The organism is Deinococcus marmoris, from assembly GCF_001949125.1.
In the GTDB taxonomy this organism is placed as follows: domain Bacteria; phylum Deinococcota; class Deinococci; order Deinococcales; family Deinococcaceae; genus Deinococcus; species Deinococcus marmoris_A.
Genome location: NZ_MSTI01000047.1, coordinates 1 through 15,579, shown reverse-complemented (window position 1 = coordinate 15,579; position 15,579 = coordinate 1). Strand labels below are relative to the sequence as shown.

The following is a 15,579-nucleotide window of genomic DNA, read 5'->3' as shown; positions in this document are numbered from 1 at the left end:
TTTTCCGATGAGCCGGGTTGAACCTTCAAAATATGGATATGAAACACGTCGCCCTGCTGCGCGGCATCAATGTCGGTGGTCATCGCCCGGTCCCCATGTCTGCCCTGCGCGCCACCTTCGAGGGGCTAGGCTCTTCGGAGGTCCAGACCTACATTCAGAGTGGCAACGTGGTCTTCGAGGCCGATGCGCCGGAGGTGGAGTTGATTGAGGCCGCCATCGAAAAAGAGTTCGGCTTCCGTGTCGATGTCATTCTCCGCAGCGCCGCCGGGTGGGCCAGCCTGGATGCGCGCAACCCCTACACACAGGAGGCGGACGGTACACGAGTCCACGTTGCCTTCTTAAACACGGTCCCTGATCCAGCCCAGATCGTCACCATCCGCGCCCGCCCCGGCAACGTCTGGACGGTCAGCGGGCGCGAGGTCTATCTGCACACCCCGGACGGCCTGGGCCAGAGCGGATTGAATCTGGGCCAACTTAAACACGCCACGGTCCGCAACTGGCGCACGGTGCAGAGGCTGGCGCAACTACTGAGCTGAGCCGGACAGGATAAAGCCAGACGGGATAAAGTCCGTGGCGTGCATGAACTGTTGCCCCCCGCCGTCACCCTGCAAGCCGGGCTGCACTGGCTGGACCTGATCGGCGTGCTGGCCTTCGCGCTGTCGGGGGCGCTGCTGGGCGTCCGCAAACGCTTTGACCTGTTCGGGGTGCTGGTGCTGGGTTGCGTGACGGCGGTGGGCGGCGGGGCCATCCGCGACACCCTGACCGGGCAGACGCCGCCGCTGTTTCTGCGGGACGAATCGTATCTGTATGCCGCGCTGCTGGGTTCGGTGCTGGCCTTCGGCTTCGGCGAGCGGCTGGCCCGCTTCGAGCGCGCCATCAGCCTGTTCGACTCGGCGGGGCTGGCGTTGTTCGCGGCCAGTGGGGCGCTGGGGGCCATCAACTTCGGGCTGGGACCGCTGGGCGTGGTTTTTACTGGGGCCATCAGCGGCGTGGGCGGCGGCATCATCCGTGACCTGATCGCCAACGAGGTGCCGGAGGTGATGTACCGCCGCGATCAGCTCTACGCCACGGCGGCGGCAGCGGGAGCCTTCGCGGTGCTGGCGCTGCACCCGTATGTCACGCCCTTTCAGTCGCAGTTGGGCGGCGTGCTGACCGTGATCGTGCTGCGCTGGGTTTCGCGCCGGGGCTGGGTGAACCTGCCCGTGCGGCGGCTGCCGGAAGGCTGAAACATGGTATCTGCCGCCCGGCCCACCGTCTGCCCGGCCCCGCCGCGCTAGAAAGCAGGACATGATTCACGATTCGCGCATTCAACCGCTCCGTCCCGGTGCCCCTGGCAAGGGCAAATTCGTGTTGCTGTGGGTGCAGACCAGCGTGCGAACCCACGACAACCACGCGCTGGAATACGCCGTGCGGCAGGCCAATGAACTGGGCTTGCCGCTGGTGGCCGTTTTCGGCCTGACCCCCGATTACCCGGAGGCCAACGCCCGCCATTTCCAGTACCTGCTGGAAGGCTTGCGCGACTTGCGCGCCAATCTGGCAGCACGTGGCATTCCACTGTCCATCCGCCTGGGCAAGCCGCCCGAAGTGGCGCTGGAGGCGGCGCGGGAAGGCGCGGCCCTGGTGGTGACCGACGTGGGTTACCTGAACATCCAGCGGGCGTGGCGTGACTGGTTGAGGGCGCAGCTCGAAGTGCCCCTGATTCAGGTCGAGTCCGAGGCCGTGATTCCCGTCCACACCGTCAGCGGCAAGCAGGAATACGCGGCGCGGACCATCCGCCCCAAGATTCACCGGCTGTGGCATGAGTATCTGGTGCCGCTGGAAGTTCACGATTTGACGGTGCAGACGGACGACTGGGAGACGGGGCTGGGTGTGGGCGATCCGGCGGCGCTGGTGGGGACCCTGCCCGTCGATCACAGCGTTCTCCCCGGCACCGAAACGGGCGGCGAGGACGCGGCGCTGGAGCGGGTGGAGGAATTCATCAGCCTGGATCTGGCCAAGTACGACACGCGGCGCAACGATCCCAACGTGGAGGGCAGCAGCCGCCTGAGCGCGTACCTGCACTACGGTCACCTGTCGCCGCTGACCGCCGCGCTGGCCGCCCGCGAACACGGCGGTCCCGGCGCGGACGCCTTTCTGGAGGAGCTGATCGTGCGCCGCGAGCTGAGTTTCAACCTCTGCACCTTTAATCCGCAATATGACCAGTACGCCGGCCTGCCCGACTGGGCGCGCAAGACGCTGGAGGAACACGCCGGGGACAGGCGCGAATATCAGTACACCCGCGAGGAGTTCGATGCCGCGCAAACCCACGATCCGTACTGGAACGCCGCGCAGAACCAGATGGTCCGCACCGGGCGAATGCACAACTACATGCGGATGTACTGGGGCAAGAAGATTCTCGAATGGACGCCGAATCCCAGAACCGCCTATGCCGAGATGGTCTGGCTCAACAACCGCTACGAGCAGGACGGGCGCGATCCCAACAGTTACGCGGGCATGGGCTGGGTGCTGGGGCTGCATGACCGCCCGTGGACGCGCCGCCCGATCTTCGGCATGGTGCGCTACATGAACGCGGGCGGCCTGAAGCGCAAATTCGATGCAGATGCTTACGCGGCGCGCTGGGCGTGATCGGTTGAGGGTCTGATCAGTAGGGTTTTCCTTGATCAGACCCTCATGGGAACGCTGTTTTACGTTCATTTAACGAGATCGGCGTCATGCTGCACAGGTGCTGGGACAGGGGCGCTGGACATGGCCCGCCGCTCAGCCACCGTCTCTGTTCCCCTGCTCCCGGTTTGCTCTAGATTCTTAACGTCCAGGTCAGCCTGATCAGACGGCGATCAGCCAGATTCGGGAGAAGTTATGGATCGGCCCAGTGTACGTCTGCGGTCTCTAAACTCTTCTTGAAAGTCCACTCAGCTTAACTGGTCACTTCCCAGAACGGCTGTACGCAAATTCGCAAAAACCCTGTCCTGAGCTGCCCCATTTTCCTCGCCTCCTCACCTCTGAACAGGTCCGTCTCCGCAGGAGTTTTTCTATGCAAGCGATTCGCAGCACCCCATCTTCCACGTTCTCCGGGCCGGTCAGCCGTGGGGCCGTGCGCTTGATGCTGACCCGGCGGCTGCTGAACGCGGCGGCGCTGGTGGGCGGCGATCTGCTGGCCCTGACGGTGGCCCTGCTGCTGGCTTCAGGGGTGCGCGTGGCGCTGCTGGGCAATGTCCCCGACGGCCCCTGGCTGGCCGGAGGCTGGTTTGCCGGAGACGGCACGGTGCCGGGCCTGATTCCCTTCCTGTGGGTGGCCTGGGTGGTGGGGGCGGGCTTTCTGCGGCTGCTGCCCGGCTGGGGTCTGGCCGCGCCCACCGAGTTGCAGCGCATTACCCAGTTGACGGTGCTGGTCTTCGCGGCGGTGACCGGCGTGCTGTTCATGACCCAGCAGACCGACACGGTCAGCCGTTTCTCCCTGACCCTGGGCCTGATCCTGAGCTGGGGGCTGGTGCTGGTGATGCGGGCCGGGGTCAAGCGGGCGCTGCTGAGTGCGGACCTGTGGGGCGTGCCCGCCGTGATCTACGGAGCCGCCGTGACGGGCACGCTGATGGTGCAGGCGCTGCGCGAAAACCCCGGTTACGGCTACCAGCCCAGCGCTGTTTTGGACGACAACGAACTGCTGCATGGCAGCGCCGTGCTGGGCGTGCCGGTGGTGGGGCCGGTGGACAGGATGCCTCAGCCCTGGGAGCAGCAGGCCCCGGTGGCCATCGTGGCGATGCCGGGCCTGGACCGGGAACGGCTGGTGCAGCTTCTGGAAGGCCCACTGGCGCATTACCCCAAGGTGATCATCGTCCCTGATCTATTTGAGGTCGAGTCGCTGTGGGTCACTGCCAACGACTTCGGCGGCGTGCTGGGGCTGGAGGTGGCGCGCAATCTGGTCGATCCGCTGGCCCAGGGGGTCAAGCGCGTCTTCGATCTACTGGCCGTGATCCTGTCGGCCCCAGTGTGGCTGCCGGTGTGCGCGCTGCTGGCCGCCCTGATCTGGTTCGAGGACCGCACCAACCCGCTGTTCCTGCAACGGCGCGTGGGCCTGAACGGCCAGACCTTCGCCACCTGGAAATTCAGGACGATGGTGCCTGACGCCGAGGAAGTGCTGCGCCGCAAGCTGGAGCAGGACGCCGAACTGCGCCTGGAATGGGAAACACATTTCAAGCTGCGCCGCGATCCCCGCATCACGCGGATTGGCGGGCTGTTGCGCAAGACCAGCCTGGACGAACTGCCCCAGCTCGTCAACGTGGTTCTGGGCCATATGTCGCTGGTAGGCCCGCGCCCGCTGCCCGCCTACCATCAGAACCAGCTCTCGGCCCCGGCCCAGCGCCTGCGCGTGCTGGTGCGCCCCGGCATGACCGGGCTGTGGCAGGTGTCAGGCCGCTCGGAGGCGGGCAACCTGGGTATGGAACGCTGGGACCCGTATTACGTGCGCAACTGGTCGATCTGGCTGGACATGGTGATTCTGATGCGGACCGTGGGCGTGGTGCTGCGCGGTTCAGGAGCGTACTGAGACGCTACCCTCTGTGATGATGATCCTGACCTCGCGCGTTTTTCCCTTTTCCTGGCTGTGGCAGCGTACTTCCCTGCCTATTTCCCAGTGACGGCCACACCGCATCCGGCCCACCCCCGCGTCTTGCAGGTCATCACCCACCTGGATATGGGCGGGGCCGAGAATGTGGCGATCTCGCTGGCCGAGGCGCTGCATCCCGAATTCAACTTCTCCTTCTTTGCGGTGGGCGGTGTGGCCGACAATCCGGTGGGCCAGGAGATGGCCCGGCGACTGGAGCGCTTGCAGGTCCCGGTCCACAGCGGCACGGCCCTGGGTTTCAAACGCGGTGGGCTGGCCCAGGCCGGGGTGCGCCTGAACCGGTTGATCTGGAAGACGCGGCCCGAGATCGTCCACCTGCACACCGAGATCCCTGAGACCACCTTCGCCGTCGCCTCTGTGCTGGGCCTGCCTGCCGGGACCCGGATCGTCCGCACGGTCCACAACTCCGAAATCTGGCCCGCCTGGCAGCGGGTCGGGCGGCTGGTAGAACCCCGCCTGCGCCGCGCCACGGCGGTGGGGGTCTCTGAAGCCTGCCTGGACGGGCTGTGGGAATTTCAGGCGGCCCAGCACCTGCCCCTGACCCCCAGGGACCAGACGCGGGTGGTCTACAACGGCGTCTCGACTCCGCAGCGCGCCGTGTCACGGCAGAATGCCCGTCCGGCGGACCGCCCCATCCGGGTGCTGTTCGCGGGCCGGCTGGAGCCGCAGAAGGGCGTGGACCTGCTGCCCGAACTGCTGACCGCCGCCTCGGCCCTGACCACCCACCCGGTGGAGGTGACCCTCCTGGGGCGCGGTTCATTTGAAGGGATGCTCAGGCAGTGGGTTCAGACCCAGACCCTGCCCTGGACCATCACGCTGGCCGAGCCAGTGGCCAATCTGGCCGCACACCTGGGCAATTACGATCTGATGCTGGTGCCTTCGCGCTTTGAGGGACTGTGCCTGGTGGCCGTCGAGGCACTGATGGCGGGCATGCCGGTGGTCGCCACGCGGGTCCGGGGTCTGAACGAGATTTTCCCCCCCGGATACCCGCTGCTGTGTCCCTCCGGGGATGTGCCCGTGCTGGCCCGCACGCTGGCGGAAGCTATCGGGGCGTATGAGCATTACGCCGGGGTCGTGGTCGCCCAACAGCCGGGGATCGTTCAGCGCTTCAATCTGGAAGGGATGGCGCAGGGATACCGCCGCTGTTATCTGAGCGTCCTGCAAGCTGGCCAGAAACAGCAGGCGGGTCAGAAGAAACAAGCTGTTCAGGAAGGAGAGAGGCCGTGAAGATTCTGACGGTTCACAATTTCTATCAGCAGGCGGGCGGCGAGGACGTGGTGTTCCGGGCCGAGACGGCGTTGCTGCGCCGTCACGGCCACGACGTGCAGACCTTTGCCATCAGCAATGACCTGATCGAGCAGACCCCCCGCCTTCAGGCCGCTGCCCAGACGGTCTGGAACGCCCGGATGGCGCGCAAGGTCACGGCGCTGGTCCGCGAACACGGCTCAGAGATCGTGCATTTTCACAATACCTTTCCGCTGCTCTCGCCCGCCGTGTACAAGGGAGCGCATGTGGGCGGAGCCGCCGTGGTACAGACTCTGCATAACTTCCGACTGCTATGTGCCAACGGTTTGTTCTTCCGTGATGGCCATGTGTGTGAAGACTGTCTGGGCAAACTGCCGCTGGCGGCTGTGCAGCACAGTTGTTACCGGGGCAGCCGCAGCGCGTCGGCAGTGGTGGCCGCCATGCAGACGGTTCACCGGGCGGCGGGCACGTACCGCACAGGCGTGGACGCCTACATCGCCCTGACCGGGTTTGCACGGGACAAGTTTATCGCGGGGGGGCTGCCGCCGGAGCGCATCGCCGTCAAGCCCAATTTTCTGGAGGAGCGTCCGGCTCCTGGCACCGGAGACGGGGGCTACGCGCTGTTCGTGGGCCGCCTGTCGCCGGAGAAGGGAATCGAGACCCTGCTGCAAGCCTGGGCCGAACTGGGCGCGACCATTCCGCTGAGGATCGTGGGCGACGGTCCCCTGGCCAGCCGCGTGGCCGAAGCAGATCAGGCGCTCCCGGGCGTGAGCTGGCTGGGCAAACTGGACCCTGGCGAGGTCCGCGAGCAGATGCGCGGGGCCGCTTTCCTGGCGGTGCCCTCGGTGTGGTACGAGGGCGGACCGCTCACCATGATCGAGGGCTGGGGTGTGGGCCTGCCAGTGGTGGCCAGTGATCTGGGCGCAATGTCGTCCATGATCCAGCCAGGAGAAAACGGGCTGCTGTTCCGGCCTGGAGATGCGGGCGATCTGGCGGCCCAGGTGCGCTGGTTGTGGGAGCATCCCGGGGACCGCCAGCGCATGCGGGACGGCGCGCTCCAGACCTTCCACGACACCTACTCGCCCGAGCGCAACTACGAGCAGTTGATCAGGATCTACGGCGACGCCTTGCAGGCCCATGTCGCCCGCAGTCCTGTCCAGCACTGACAAGGTTCCGAGAGCAGTGGCCTGTTGACAATTGCGGCAAGGGCGCCGTGGGAGGCTGACCCCTCGCCTCCATGCTCAAGCGCAGTCCTGCCCCAGCCCGTGAAGTGCGTCCCGCAACGAATATCTTCTAATCCACATTTCGACTATCTTTCTCACATGGTTTTTTCACCTGACCCGACAGGACCCCTGCTTCGCGTCGGTTACGGCGAGGACGCGCACCGACTGGCCGCCGGGCATTCGCTGATTCTGGGCGGCGTCTCCATTCCTGGCGCGGCCCTGGGAACGGTGGCCCACAGCGACGGGGACGCCGTGCTGCACGCGGTGGCTGATGCGCTGCTCTCGGGGCTGGCGCTGGGCGATATCGGCGATTATTTTCCCGACACCGATCCACTGTGGGCCGGACTGGACTCGCGCGCGATCCTGGGCCGGGTGCTGGATCTGGTGCGCGAACGCGGGTACGCGCCGGTCAACATTGCCCTGGTGGTCACCCTGGACAAGCCCAAGCTGGGGCCGCTGCGCGCCCGGATCGCCTGCAACGTGGCGGCGTTGCTGAGGTTGCCGGAAAGCGAGGTGGGCGTGAGCTTCAAGACCTCCGAGGGGCTGGCCCCGGCGCATGTGCAGACGCGGGCCACAGCGCTGCTGTCGCGGATTCCGGGTTGAGCGAGCTGCGTTCCACTCAGCCATCTCCCAGTCCACCGCTGCTGCGTATTGTTCTATACGAGCCGGAAAAGGCCGGGAACGTGGGCAACGTGGCGCGTACCTGCGCCGTGCTGGGCGCGGAACTGCACCTGATCCGTCCCTTCGGCTTCCACCTGCATGACCGCGAATTCCGGCGGGCGGTGATGGACTACCTGGAGGGTGTAACCCTGCACGAACATGTCAACTGGACCGCCTTTCAAGCTGGGCTGGCGGCAGGCGCGCGGGTGTTTGCCTTTTCCACGCACGCCACCACGTTGCACACGCGGGCAGGCTTTCAGCGCGGGGATTACCTGCTGTTCGGCCCGGAATCGCGCGGTCTTCCCGTGTGGCTGCGCGAGGGTCTGAGTGCGCTGAAGCTGCCGCAGCCGGGCGTGGGCCGCAGCCTGAATCTGGCGGTGGCGGCGGGCGCGGCGGCCTTCGAGGCTGGGCGGCAGATTGAGGGCTGGTAGGTCTGGATGGATAGAAATCTGGGTTTGTGTGGGCGGCAGACGGGCGTAAGAGTCCCCGCCGTACACTCTGTCTCAGATGCCCCCCCGCATTCGCCTCTCACCGCCGACCACCGATCTGGAGGGTGGAGTCCGCCGCGCGCACCTGACGCTGGCGCTGCTGTCCACCGCGACCCACGCGGCGCTGCTGCTGTTCGAGCTGACCCACGCCCGTCAGCAACTCGGCGTGCTGGCGGTTGGTCTGGGCGTCAGCGTGGTGCTGGTGGCGCTGATCGCATTGCGCCGGGTTCCGGCCCTGCTGCTGGCGGTCCTGCTGTCTTACGGGCTGCCCCTGTGGGTGGTGACGGAAGTGCTGCGCAATGCGCTGACCGGACACGGGATCCTGCCGCAGTATTACCTGACGGTGGGTATTGTGACCGTGGTGATCTTCAGCTCGCTGCCTGCCGTCCGGGCCTTCGTGGTCACGGCCCTGATGCTCTCGGGTGTGGGCGCGGCGGTGTTGTTGCTCGCGCCGCTGGACGTCCCGCTGCTGCTGTACGCCCTCTTTCTGGTGGGCATGATCGCCTTTCTGGCGCTGTACGGCCAGTCTGTTCACACCGAGCGGGTGCGTGGTGAACTGCTGCGCACCCAGGCCCACACCGATCCCCTGACAGGCATCCTCAATCGCCGGGGTGGCGGGCAACATCTGGACGAGGTGCTGGCCCGGGGGTCTGGCACACGGGCGGCGGCCCTATTGCTGGATATCGACCGCTTCAAGGGCATCAACGACACCCACGGACACGCGCTGGGAGACGAGGTGCTGACCCAGGTGGCGCGTGTGACGCAGGCGGCAGCAGGACCGGAGGCCACGGTCACCCGCTGGGGCGGCGAGGAGTTTCTGGTGGTGTGGCTGGATCTGGAACCCCAGGCAGCGTATGCGGCGGCCAGCCGACTGCTGGAGGCGGTCCGAACACTCCGGGTAGGCGGGCTGCCGGGTCTGACGGTCAGCGCCGGGCTGGCCTTCGCCTCTGAATCTCAGGAGCGTGACGAACTGGTCAATCTGGCGGACCGCCGCATGTACACCGCCAAGGAGGCAGGTGGGGACCGCTGGCTGTAGGCAGGTTGAATGGGCCAGTCTGGTGTGGGGCGGCGCGTCACGGCGAACCGGGCAGCGCCCTCTCAACCTTAGAACGGAACCATGCCAGCCGTAGAATGAGGCCATGACTTCCCCAACCGACGACGGCCCACAAGCCTTCCAGGGCCTGCTCGCCCGCTACGCCGAACTGCTGGTCCGTACCGGCGTCAACCTGCCGGGGGGCGGCAAGGTGCTGATCAACGCCCCGGTGGAGGCCGCCCAACTGGCCAGGCTGGTGGCGCGTGAGGCGTACCGGGCCGGAGCCGAGAACGTGCGCGTCGATTACAACGATCAGCATCTGGCCCTCGCGCTGTACGAGGACGGCAGCGAGGCGGCGGTGGAGTACCTGCCCTCCTGGATCTCGGAAGAGTCCCTGAATATGGTGGAGGACGGGTACGCCTTCATCTCGATCATTGGCAGTGATCCTTCCCTGCTGTCCGGCGTTGACCCCGAACGCGTGGCGCGGCGCAGCAAATTGCAGGCCGGGGCCACCCGCAAGGTCAGTGAGGCCATCGGCGGCTTTCACGTCAACTGGACCGTGGCCGCCATGTCCACCCCCGCCTGGGCCACCCGTGTCTACCCTGGTCTCTCTGAGGCGGAGGCCGTTGCGCGCCTGTGGGCCGATATCTTCAAGGTCACGCGCGCCGACACCCCCGATCCGGTGGCCGCCTGGGACGCGCATCTGGCGCAGCTTAAACGCCTGACGGATCTGCTGACCGGGAAGCAGTACACCGCCGTCCATTTCCGCAGTGAACTGGGCACCGATCTGACCGTGGGCCTGGCCGAAAACCACATCTGGCAGGGCGGGGGAGAGGCGGCCAAAAATGGTATTTACGGCGTGCCCAACCTGCCCACCGATGAAGTCTTCACCGCCCCGCACCGGGATCGGGTGGATGGTGTGGCGGTGGCATCCAAGGCCCTCAGCGCCCGTGGACAGCTCATCGAGGGCATTCGTGTGCGCTTCGAGAACGGCAAGGCCGTGGAGGTCAGCGCGGACAGGGGCGAGGACACCCTCAAGGCCCTGATCGCCACCGACGATGGCGCGGCCCGGCTGGGCGAGGTGGCGCTGGTCCCTGCCTCTGCCCCCGTGGCGCAGACCGGAACGCTGTTCCTGAACACGCTGTTCGACGAGAACGCCGCCAGCCACATCGCGCTGGGACGCTGCTACCCCACCAATGTGCAGGGCGGTGAGGACGAGCAGACCCTGCGTGCGGCGGGCGGCAATGACAGCCTGATTCACGTGGACTGGATGATCGGCACGCCCGATACGGATGTGGACGGAATCACGGCCTCCGGCGAACGCGAAGCCCTGATGCGCGGCGGTGAATGGGTGATCTGAGAGCGGGCGGTGGCGTAACTGCCGAAGCTCAGAACCAAGAGTCAGTCGGGCAGCGCCGAGTGAATGGCGCTGCCCGATGAGCCGACGTGAGCAAACCGTTTTTGCCCCCACTCGCCGCGCCCCGCTACAATGCATCCCATGTCTGACACCTACACCGCCGATGGCTTTACCCAGACCCCCGAATTGAGCGCCGAGCGCCAGACCAAGTTTTCCAGCGCCCCCGAACTGGGTGCGGGCATCGAACCTGGCAAGGAATACCGCGCTGTTCTGGAAACCAGCAAGGGCCGCCTCGTCGTCGAGCTGTACCCCGACGACGCGCCCGTGACCGTCAACTCGTTCGCTTACCTGCTGCGTCACCACTACTACGACGGCATCAAGTTCCACCGCGTCATCGACGGCTTCATGGCCCAGACCGGCGATCCCACCGGCACCGGCTCCGGCGGCCCCGGCTACAAGTTCGAGGACGAGTTCGGTTCCTCGCACCGTCACAGCGGCAAGGGCGTGCTGAGCATGGCCAACGCTGGACCGGGCACCAACGGCAGCCAGTTCTTCATCACCTTTACCGCCACTCCGCACCTGGATGGCAAGCACACCGTCTTTGGCAAAGTCGTGGAGGGCCTGGACGTGCTGGACAAGCTGACCCGCATTCAGCCCGGCATGCCTGGAACCACCGACGTGATCCAGAACGCATACCTCGTCCAGAAGTAAACGGCAACAGGAGGGCGGCCCCGGCGTTGAATCTGCCGGGGCCGCCCTCCTGCCCTGCTTTACGGGAGCGTCTGTTCCAACTGCCGCTGCACGGCGGGCGTCTCCTCCAGAAAGGTCAGTTGCTGGAGCGCGGGGAGGTTGTCCACCAGCGCGGTCTGAATCTGGCGGTCCACGCCGAAGACCATGCCCACGGCGAACAGCATCAGCACCACGCCGAAGACCTGCTGAATCCGGTTCAGGCGGTTCATCAGGGCCGGGCGATTCAGCAGCTTGCGGCCTCCCCACATCACGCCCAGCATCGGGATCGCCACGCCCAGCGCGTAGGCCAGCGTGACGGCAGCCGCGAAGCCGGTCACCTGTCCGCTGAGGGCCAGCGTCGTGACACTCGCCAGGATCGGGCCGACGCAGGGGGTCCAGACCACGCCCAGGGTGGCACCCACCAGCACGCCGCCCAGAAAGCCGTCGCCGCCCTTGCCTGTGCGCTGCGGCAGGGCACGCGCCGCCAGCAGCTCGAAACGCAGTTGCAGGGCGGGCACGGCCAGCGTCAGGCCGAACAGCAGCAGCAGCGCCACTGCGCCCCAGCGCAATGCCTCCACGCTCAGGCCCAGGACATTCACCAGCGTTGCCAGAAACAGCGTCAGCAGCACGAACGAGCCGATGAACCCGGCGATGATGCCCAGGGGCCGCCCGCGCCCGCCCACCGCGCCGGACAGCAGCACCGGCAACACGGGCAGCACGCAGGGCGACAGCACGGTCAACAGGCCGCCTGCAAAGGCCACCAGCAGCAGCAACATGCTTAGTTCTGGGTCTTGCTGATGATGGTGCTGAGCTTGCCGCCCGCCCACTTCTTCAGGGCTTTGCCGCCCTCATCCACCAGCACGAAGGTGTGCTGGGCGGTGATGCCGTACTGCTTTTTCAGCGCGACTTCCTTGTCGTAGTCGGTCTTGAAGATCACCACGTCCGCTGGAATCTCATCCAGTTTTTTAAGGATATCGGCGTCGGCGGCCCTGCAATTGGGGCACCAGGTGGCATGAAAGAACAGCACCCGTTTCATCCCGCTGGCGGCGTCGTAAGCGGCCTTGGTGTAGGGCATGTAATGGACCGTTTTGGCGTCCATCATTTTGGGTTCGGCGGGCTTGGTGGCGCTTGCCCCAGCAGCGGCGAGCAGCAGGGCAGCAGCAAGGGCGGAAACAGTCTTGTAGGTCATGGTGGAACCTCCTGAGAAGGGGTACGGGACACGGGCGGCAAAAGGTTCAATGCCTGCCTGTTGCCCTGCCGTCAATTCTCCAGCAGGTCTGCACCCGGAAAGTGAATGTCCGGCGACTATTTGCGCCGTTTGAACGGATTCCAGCCCGCGCCGCGCTGGGCTTCGGGCTGGGCTTCCGGCTTGGCCTCGGCTGGAGCGCTGCGCGGCTGTGACGGTCCATGTCGCCCCATCAGCGCTGTCGTGGTGCGGCCCGTCTCCTTATCCTGCGTCGCCTGCGAGACTCTGGAGTCCTCATAGACCTCGTCGTGAGGGGTCTCGCCCAGATCGGTGAGCAGCGCGCGGCGGATGGCGTCGGCGCGCGGGCGCTCGCCGGGGCGCTTGGCCAGTGCCTGTTCGGCCAGCCGCGAAAGGGGCCGGGAGACCGCCGGATTCAGGTGGGTCAGCGGGGCGGGAAAGCGGGTCATGTGCGAGACCATCAGTTCCTCGTAGGAGTTGCCCTGGTAGGGGCGGTCCCCCGACAGCAACTCGTACATTAAAATCCCCAGGCTGTACACGTCGCTGGCGGCGCTGCTGCTTTCGCCGTGGTAGATCTCCGGGGCCATGTAGTACGGACTGCCGCTGACCTGTCCGCCCTGCGCCACGAAATAGGTGTTGCCCAGATCGCCCAGCGCCGCCCGGCCCTGCCCGTCCACATAGACGTTGTGCGTTTTGAGGTCCTGATGTACTGCCCCCAGATGGTGCAGGTACGCCAGCGCCGAGGCCAGGTCCGCCAGAATCCGCAGGCCCCCCTTGATCGGCAGGGTCCGGCCCGGAATACGGGCCAGTTGCTCGTTCAGCGCGCCGTCCGGGTAATAGCGGATGGCCAGAAACGCCCCTGGCCCAAAGGCCGTGCCCGCGTAGCCCCGGACCACATGCGGGTGGCGGAATTGCAGGGTCAGCCGGACCTCGTTGCCAAAACGCTCCGCCGCTTCCTGGTTGCCCAGGGTTTCCTCGTGCGGAATCTTGAGCGCCACCTGTTCGCCTTCCCGGTCCACGGCCAGCCGCACCAGAGAGGTGTTCCCACGTCCCAGGGTGCGGCTCAGGGTGTAGCCAGGAATGGTGCGGGTATCGGATTCAGTCATCGGTAAGTAACTTTTGAGACGGGGTCAAGCGTGTTGGGGCTGAGATTTTTGGAGATCAGGAGAGGAGGACAGATGCCGAAGTGGAGATCAGGCCCTATTAAACCATCCTTAGTCTGACCGGACCGTGACAGTGTGCGCGTCACTACAGGAATCAGCCGGGAGACAGCGGCAGAGCGGACAGGAAATCCAGCCCGCTCCCTGACCCGCATCTCCCGGCACTACTCGTCGTCGGTACTTTCCTCGGCAACGCGTTTGCCGGCCATCCATTCCAGGCCAGCCCACATCAGATCGTCCAGATCGCCGTCCAGCACGTCGGCGGGATTGTGCTTCATGACGGCGGTGCGGTGGTCTTTGATGTACTGCTTGTCCAGCACATAACTGCGAATCTGGCTTCCCCACTCGATCTTCTTCTGCTCGCCGCGCGCCTTGGCTTCCTCGGCCTCGCGCTTCTTGACCTCAATATCGTACAGGCGCTGCTTCAAGATCTGGAGGGCGATGTCGTGGTTCTTGATCTGGCTGCGCGTGACCTGTGAGGCCACCGCGAGGCCCGTCGGCAGGTGGGTCAGGCGCACGGCGGAGTCGGTGGTGTTCACGCCCTGCCCGCCCGCGCCCTGCGAGCGAAAGACGTCACGCCGCAGGTCGCTGTCGGGAATGTGAATGTTGATCTCTTCTACCGGCACCTCGGCCACCACGTCCACCGAGGCGAACGAGGTATGGCGGCGGTTGTTGCTGTCGAACGGTGAAACCCGCACCAGCCGGTGAACGCCGTGTTCCGGGGCCATCATCCCGTAGGCCTTGTCGCCCCGGATAATAAATTCCGAACTGAGAACCCCGGCCTGATCGCCGTCCTGCTGGTCCACCAGTTCCACCGCGTAGCCTCGGCGTTCGCCCCAGCGCATGAACATGCGCGAGAGCATTCCCGCCCAGTCCTGGGATTCGGTGCCGCCCGCGCCGCTCTTGACCCGCACGATGGCGGCGGTGTCGGCGTGCTTCATGGTAAACAGCGTCTCTCTGTACAGCTCATCCACCCGCACGCCGATGCTCGCCTGCTCCTCGGCCAGCATTTCGCGTTCCTCGGCGTCGGCCATGTCCAGCATCTCGCTGAGGCCCTGCGCGTCCGAGTTCAGCGCCGCGTACTCGTCCACGATTCGCCGCACGGTCCCTGCTTCCTGCGTGACCTTGCGGGCGCGCTCGGAGTCGTTCCACAGTTCGGGATCGCTCAACTCGCGGTCCAGTTCGTTCAGGCGGCGCGTTTTGCCGGGAATGTCAAAGGTACTCCCGGAGCGACGCCAGTTTTTCCAACAGTTCTTGCATGTCCTGCATGTGCGTGCCTCCCTTCCGCGCCTCCCCGTTTGGTACGGAACGCGGGCATCTGCCAAACACAGAGTATAGGCGCGTCATGGAAAGGGGAGGGAGGGGCGAGTTGCAGTCGTCTTTTTCGCTGCTCACGCTGTTCGGATCAGCGTGCCATTCCAGTTTAGCCGGGGGCATCGGCTGCTCCCAGGATATTCACCCCGCCTTTGGCCCGATAATTCATGCCTTTGAAAGCAGCCTGATAACGCGTTTTTCAGGTTTTCTGCCCTGCTTTGACGAAACGTGACCCAGGAGAGGTTGACAGAATGGGCAATGGCCTGTATCTTTTCTGAGCCTCCAACGAGGCGGGGCGCATGACAACACACGTAGTGAGAGAGCAGGACCGCTTCGACAGAGGCGGGTGAGCGGCCCTTCCAAATACGGAAGTGGCTCCAGATTCACGAAAATAGAAGGCACGGGTTTCGGCCTGTGGACTTCAAAGCAGACCCGCTTCTACGGAAGGGGGCAGCCAAGCGAAAGCTTGGGTCAACGAACTAACATCTGCAAACCTTAGGGTTTGCAGTGATAGACCATTTTATGGAGAGTTTGATCCTGGCTCAGGG

Annotated in this window: 15 protein-coding genes; 11 read left to right on the top strand and 4 right to left on the bottom strand. The window is 65.5% G+C overall.

The annotated features are described in order from the left end of the window. Nucleotides 1-38: 38 nt before the first annotated feature. From BOO71_RS07145 to BOO71_RS07095, 11 genes are all read left to right on the top strand, one after another. On the top strand, nucleotides 39-536 hold the full coding sequence (locus tag BOO71_RS07145; protein ID WP_175607388.1) for a DUF1697 domain-containing protein: 498 nt from the start codon (nucleotides 39-41) through the stop codon (nucleotides 534-536). Nucleotides 537-575: 39 nt separating this feature from the next. After that, complete coding sequence (locus tag BOO71_RS07140) at nucleotides 576-1,226, top strand: trimeric intracellular cation channel family protein (RefSeq protein WP_075831262.1); 651 nt, start codon at nucleotides 576-578, stop codon at nucleotides 1,224-1,226. A 61-nt stretch (nucleotides 1,227-1,287) separates the two neighbouring features. Then, on the top strand, nucleotides 1,288-2,625 hold the full coding sequence (locus BOO71_RS07135) for a deoxyribodipyrimidine photo-lyase (RefSeq protein ID WP_075831261.1): 1,338 nt from the start codon (nucleotides 1,288-1,290) through the stop codon (nucleotides 2,623-2,625). Nucleotides 2,626-3,031: 406 nt separating this feature from the next. Continuing rightward, nucleotides 3,032-4,540: an undecaprenyl-phosphate galactose phosphotransferase WbaP gene (wbaP, locus tag BOO71_RS07130; RefSeq protein WP_083653168.1), complete on the top strand. Its 1,509-nt coding sequence runs from the start codon at nucleotides 3,032-3,034 to the stop codon at nucleotides 4,538-4,540. A 57-nt stretch (nucleotides 4,541-4,597) separates the two neighbouring features. Then, nucleotides 4,598-5,845 (top strand): glycosyltransferase, encoded by a 1,248-nt coding sequence (locus tag BOO71_RS07125; RefSeq protein ID WP_254843071.1) that lies wholly within the window; start codon nucleotides 4,598-4,600, stop codon nucleotides 5,843-5,845. Continuing rightward, on the top strand, nucleotides 5,842-7,029 hold the full coding sequence (locus BOO71_RS07120) for a glycosyltransferase family 4 protein (RefSeq protein WP_075831260.1): 1,188 nt from the start codon (nucleotides 5,842-5,844) through the stop codon (nucleotides 7,027-7,029). The genes BOO71_RS07125 and BOO71_RS07120 overlap by 4 nt, the downstream gene beginning before the upstream one ends. A gap of 156 nt (nucleotides 7,030-7,185) precedes the next feature. Further along, nucleotides 7,186-7,689, top strand: a complete 504-nt coding sequence (ispF, locus tag BOO71_RS07115) for a 2-C-methyl-D-erythritol 2,4-cyclodiphosphate synthase (RefSeq protein WP_075831259.1) — start codon at nucleotides 7,186-7,188, stop codon at nucleotides 7,687-7,689. Next, nucleotides 7,686-8,177 (top strand): tRNA (cytidine(34)-2'-O)-methyltransferase, encoded by a 492-nt coding sequence (locus BOO71_RS07110; RefSeq protein ID WP_254843070.1) that lies wholly within the window; start codon nucleotides 7,686-7,688, stop codon nucleotides 8,175-8,177. Before ispF ends, BOO71_RS07110 begins: the two co-directional genes overlap by 4 nt. Before the next feature lie 76 nt (nucleotides 8,178-8,253). Further along, nucleotides 8,254-9,270 (top strand): GGDEF domain-containing protein, encoded by a 1,017-nt coding sequence (locus BOO71_RS07105; protein ID WP_075831258.1) that lies wholly within the window; start codon nucleotides 8,254-8,256, stop codon nucleotides 9,268-9,270. A 103-nt stretch (nucleotides 9,271-9,373) separates the two neighbouring features. Then, nucleotides 9,374-10,627, top strand: coding sequence for an aminopeptidase (locus BOO71_RS07100; RefSeq protein ID WP_075831257.1), 1,254 nt, complete (start codon nucleotides 9,374-9,376; stop codon nucleotides 10,625-10,627). A 138-nt stretch (nucleotides 10,628-10,765) separates the two neighbouring features. Continuing rightward, on the top strand, nucleotides 10,766-11,335 hold the full coding sequence (locus BOO71_RS07095) for a peptidylprolyl isomerase (protein ID WP_175607387.1): 570 nt from the start codon (nucleotides 10,766-10,768) through the stop codon (nucleotides 11,333-11,335). Between the two features lie 59 nt (nucleotides 11,336-11,394). On the opposite strand, the gene BOO71_RS07090 is transcribed toward BOO71_RS07095, so the two are convergent. The 4 genes from BOO71_RS07090 to prfB form a co-directional block, all read right to left on the bottom strand. Further along, on the bottom strand, nucleotides 11,395-12,129 hold the full coding sequence (locus tag BOO71_RS07090) for a cytochrome c biogenesis CcdA family protein (protein WP_075831255.1): 735 nt from the start codon (nucleotides 12,127-12,129) through the stop codon (nucleotides 11,395-11,397). Between the two features lie 2 nt (nucleotides 12,130-12,131). Next, nucleotides 12,132-12,542 (bottom strand): thioredoxin family protein, encoded by a 411-nt coding sequence (locus BOO71_RS07085; RefSeq protein ID WP_075831254.1) that lies wholly within the window; start codon nucleotides 12,540-12,542, stop codon nucleotides 12,132-12,134. A 116-nt stretch (nucleotides 12,543-12,658) separates the two neighbouring features. Then, entirely contained in the window at nucleotides 12,659-13,663 is a 1,005-nt protein-coding gene (locus BOO71_RS07080; protein ID WP_075831253.1) for a serine/threonine-protein kinase, read from the bottom strand. Nucleotides 13,664-13,881: 218 nt separating this feature from the next. Next, nucleotides 13,882-14,977, bottom strand: a protein-coding gene (prfB, locus tag BOO71_RS07075; RefSeq protein ID WP_139322807.1) for a peptide chain release factor 2 whose coding sequence is annotated in 2 segments (ribosomal slippage) — nucleotides 13,882-14,931 and nucleotides 14,933-14,977 — 1,095 coding nt in all. Because the reading frame shifts where the segments join, the coding sequence is not laid out codon by codon here. Nucleotides 14,978-15,579 lie beyond the last annotated feature (602 nt).

Bases quoted from the DNA above. Each gene is read 5' to 3' on its own strand.
- BOO71_RS07145 (WP_175607388.1), top strand. From the start codon at position 39: ATGAAACACGTCGCCCTGCTGCGCGGCATCAATGTCGGTGGTCATCGC.
- BOO71_RS07135 (WP_075831261.1), top strand. From the start codon at position 1,288: ATGATTCACGATTCGCGCATTCAACCGCTCCGTCCCGGTGCCCCTGGC.
- wbaP (WP_083653168.1), top strand. From the start codon at position 3,032: ATGCAAGCGATTCGCAGCACCCCATCTTCCACGTTCTCCGGGCCGGTC.
- ispF (WP_075831259.1), top strand. From the start codon at position 7,186: ATGGTTTTTTCACCTGACCCGACAGGACCCCTGCTTCGCGTCGGTTAC.
- BOO71_RS07105 (WP_075831258.1), top strand. From the start codon at position 8,254: ATGCCCCCCCGCATTCGCCTCTCACCGCCGACCACCGATCTGGAGGGT.
- BOO71_RS07100 (WP_075831257.1), top strand. From the start codon at position 9,374: ATGACTTCCCCAACCGACGACGGCCCACAAGCCTTCCAGGGCCTGCTC.
- BOO71_RS07095 (WP_175607387.1), top strand. From the start codon at position 10,766: ATGTCTGACACCTACACCGCCGATGGCTTTACCCAGACCCCCGAATTG.
- BOO71_RS07090 (WP_075831255.1), bottom strand. From the start codon at position 12,129: ATGTTGCTGCTGCTGGTGGCCTTTGCAGGCGGCCTGTTGACCGTGCTG.
- BOO71_RS07085 (WP_075831254.1), bottom strand. From the start codon at position 12,542: ATGACCTACAAGACTGTTTCCGCCCTTGCTGCTGCCCTGCTGCTCGCC.
- BOO71_RS07080 (WP_075831253.1), bottom strand. From the start codon at position 13,663: ATGACTGAATCCGATACCCGCACCATTCCTGGCTACACCCTGAGCCGC.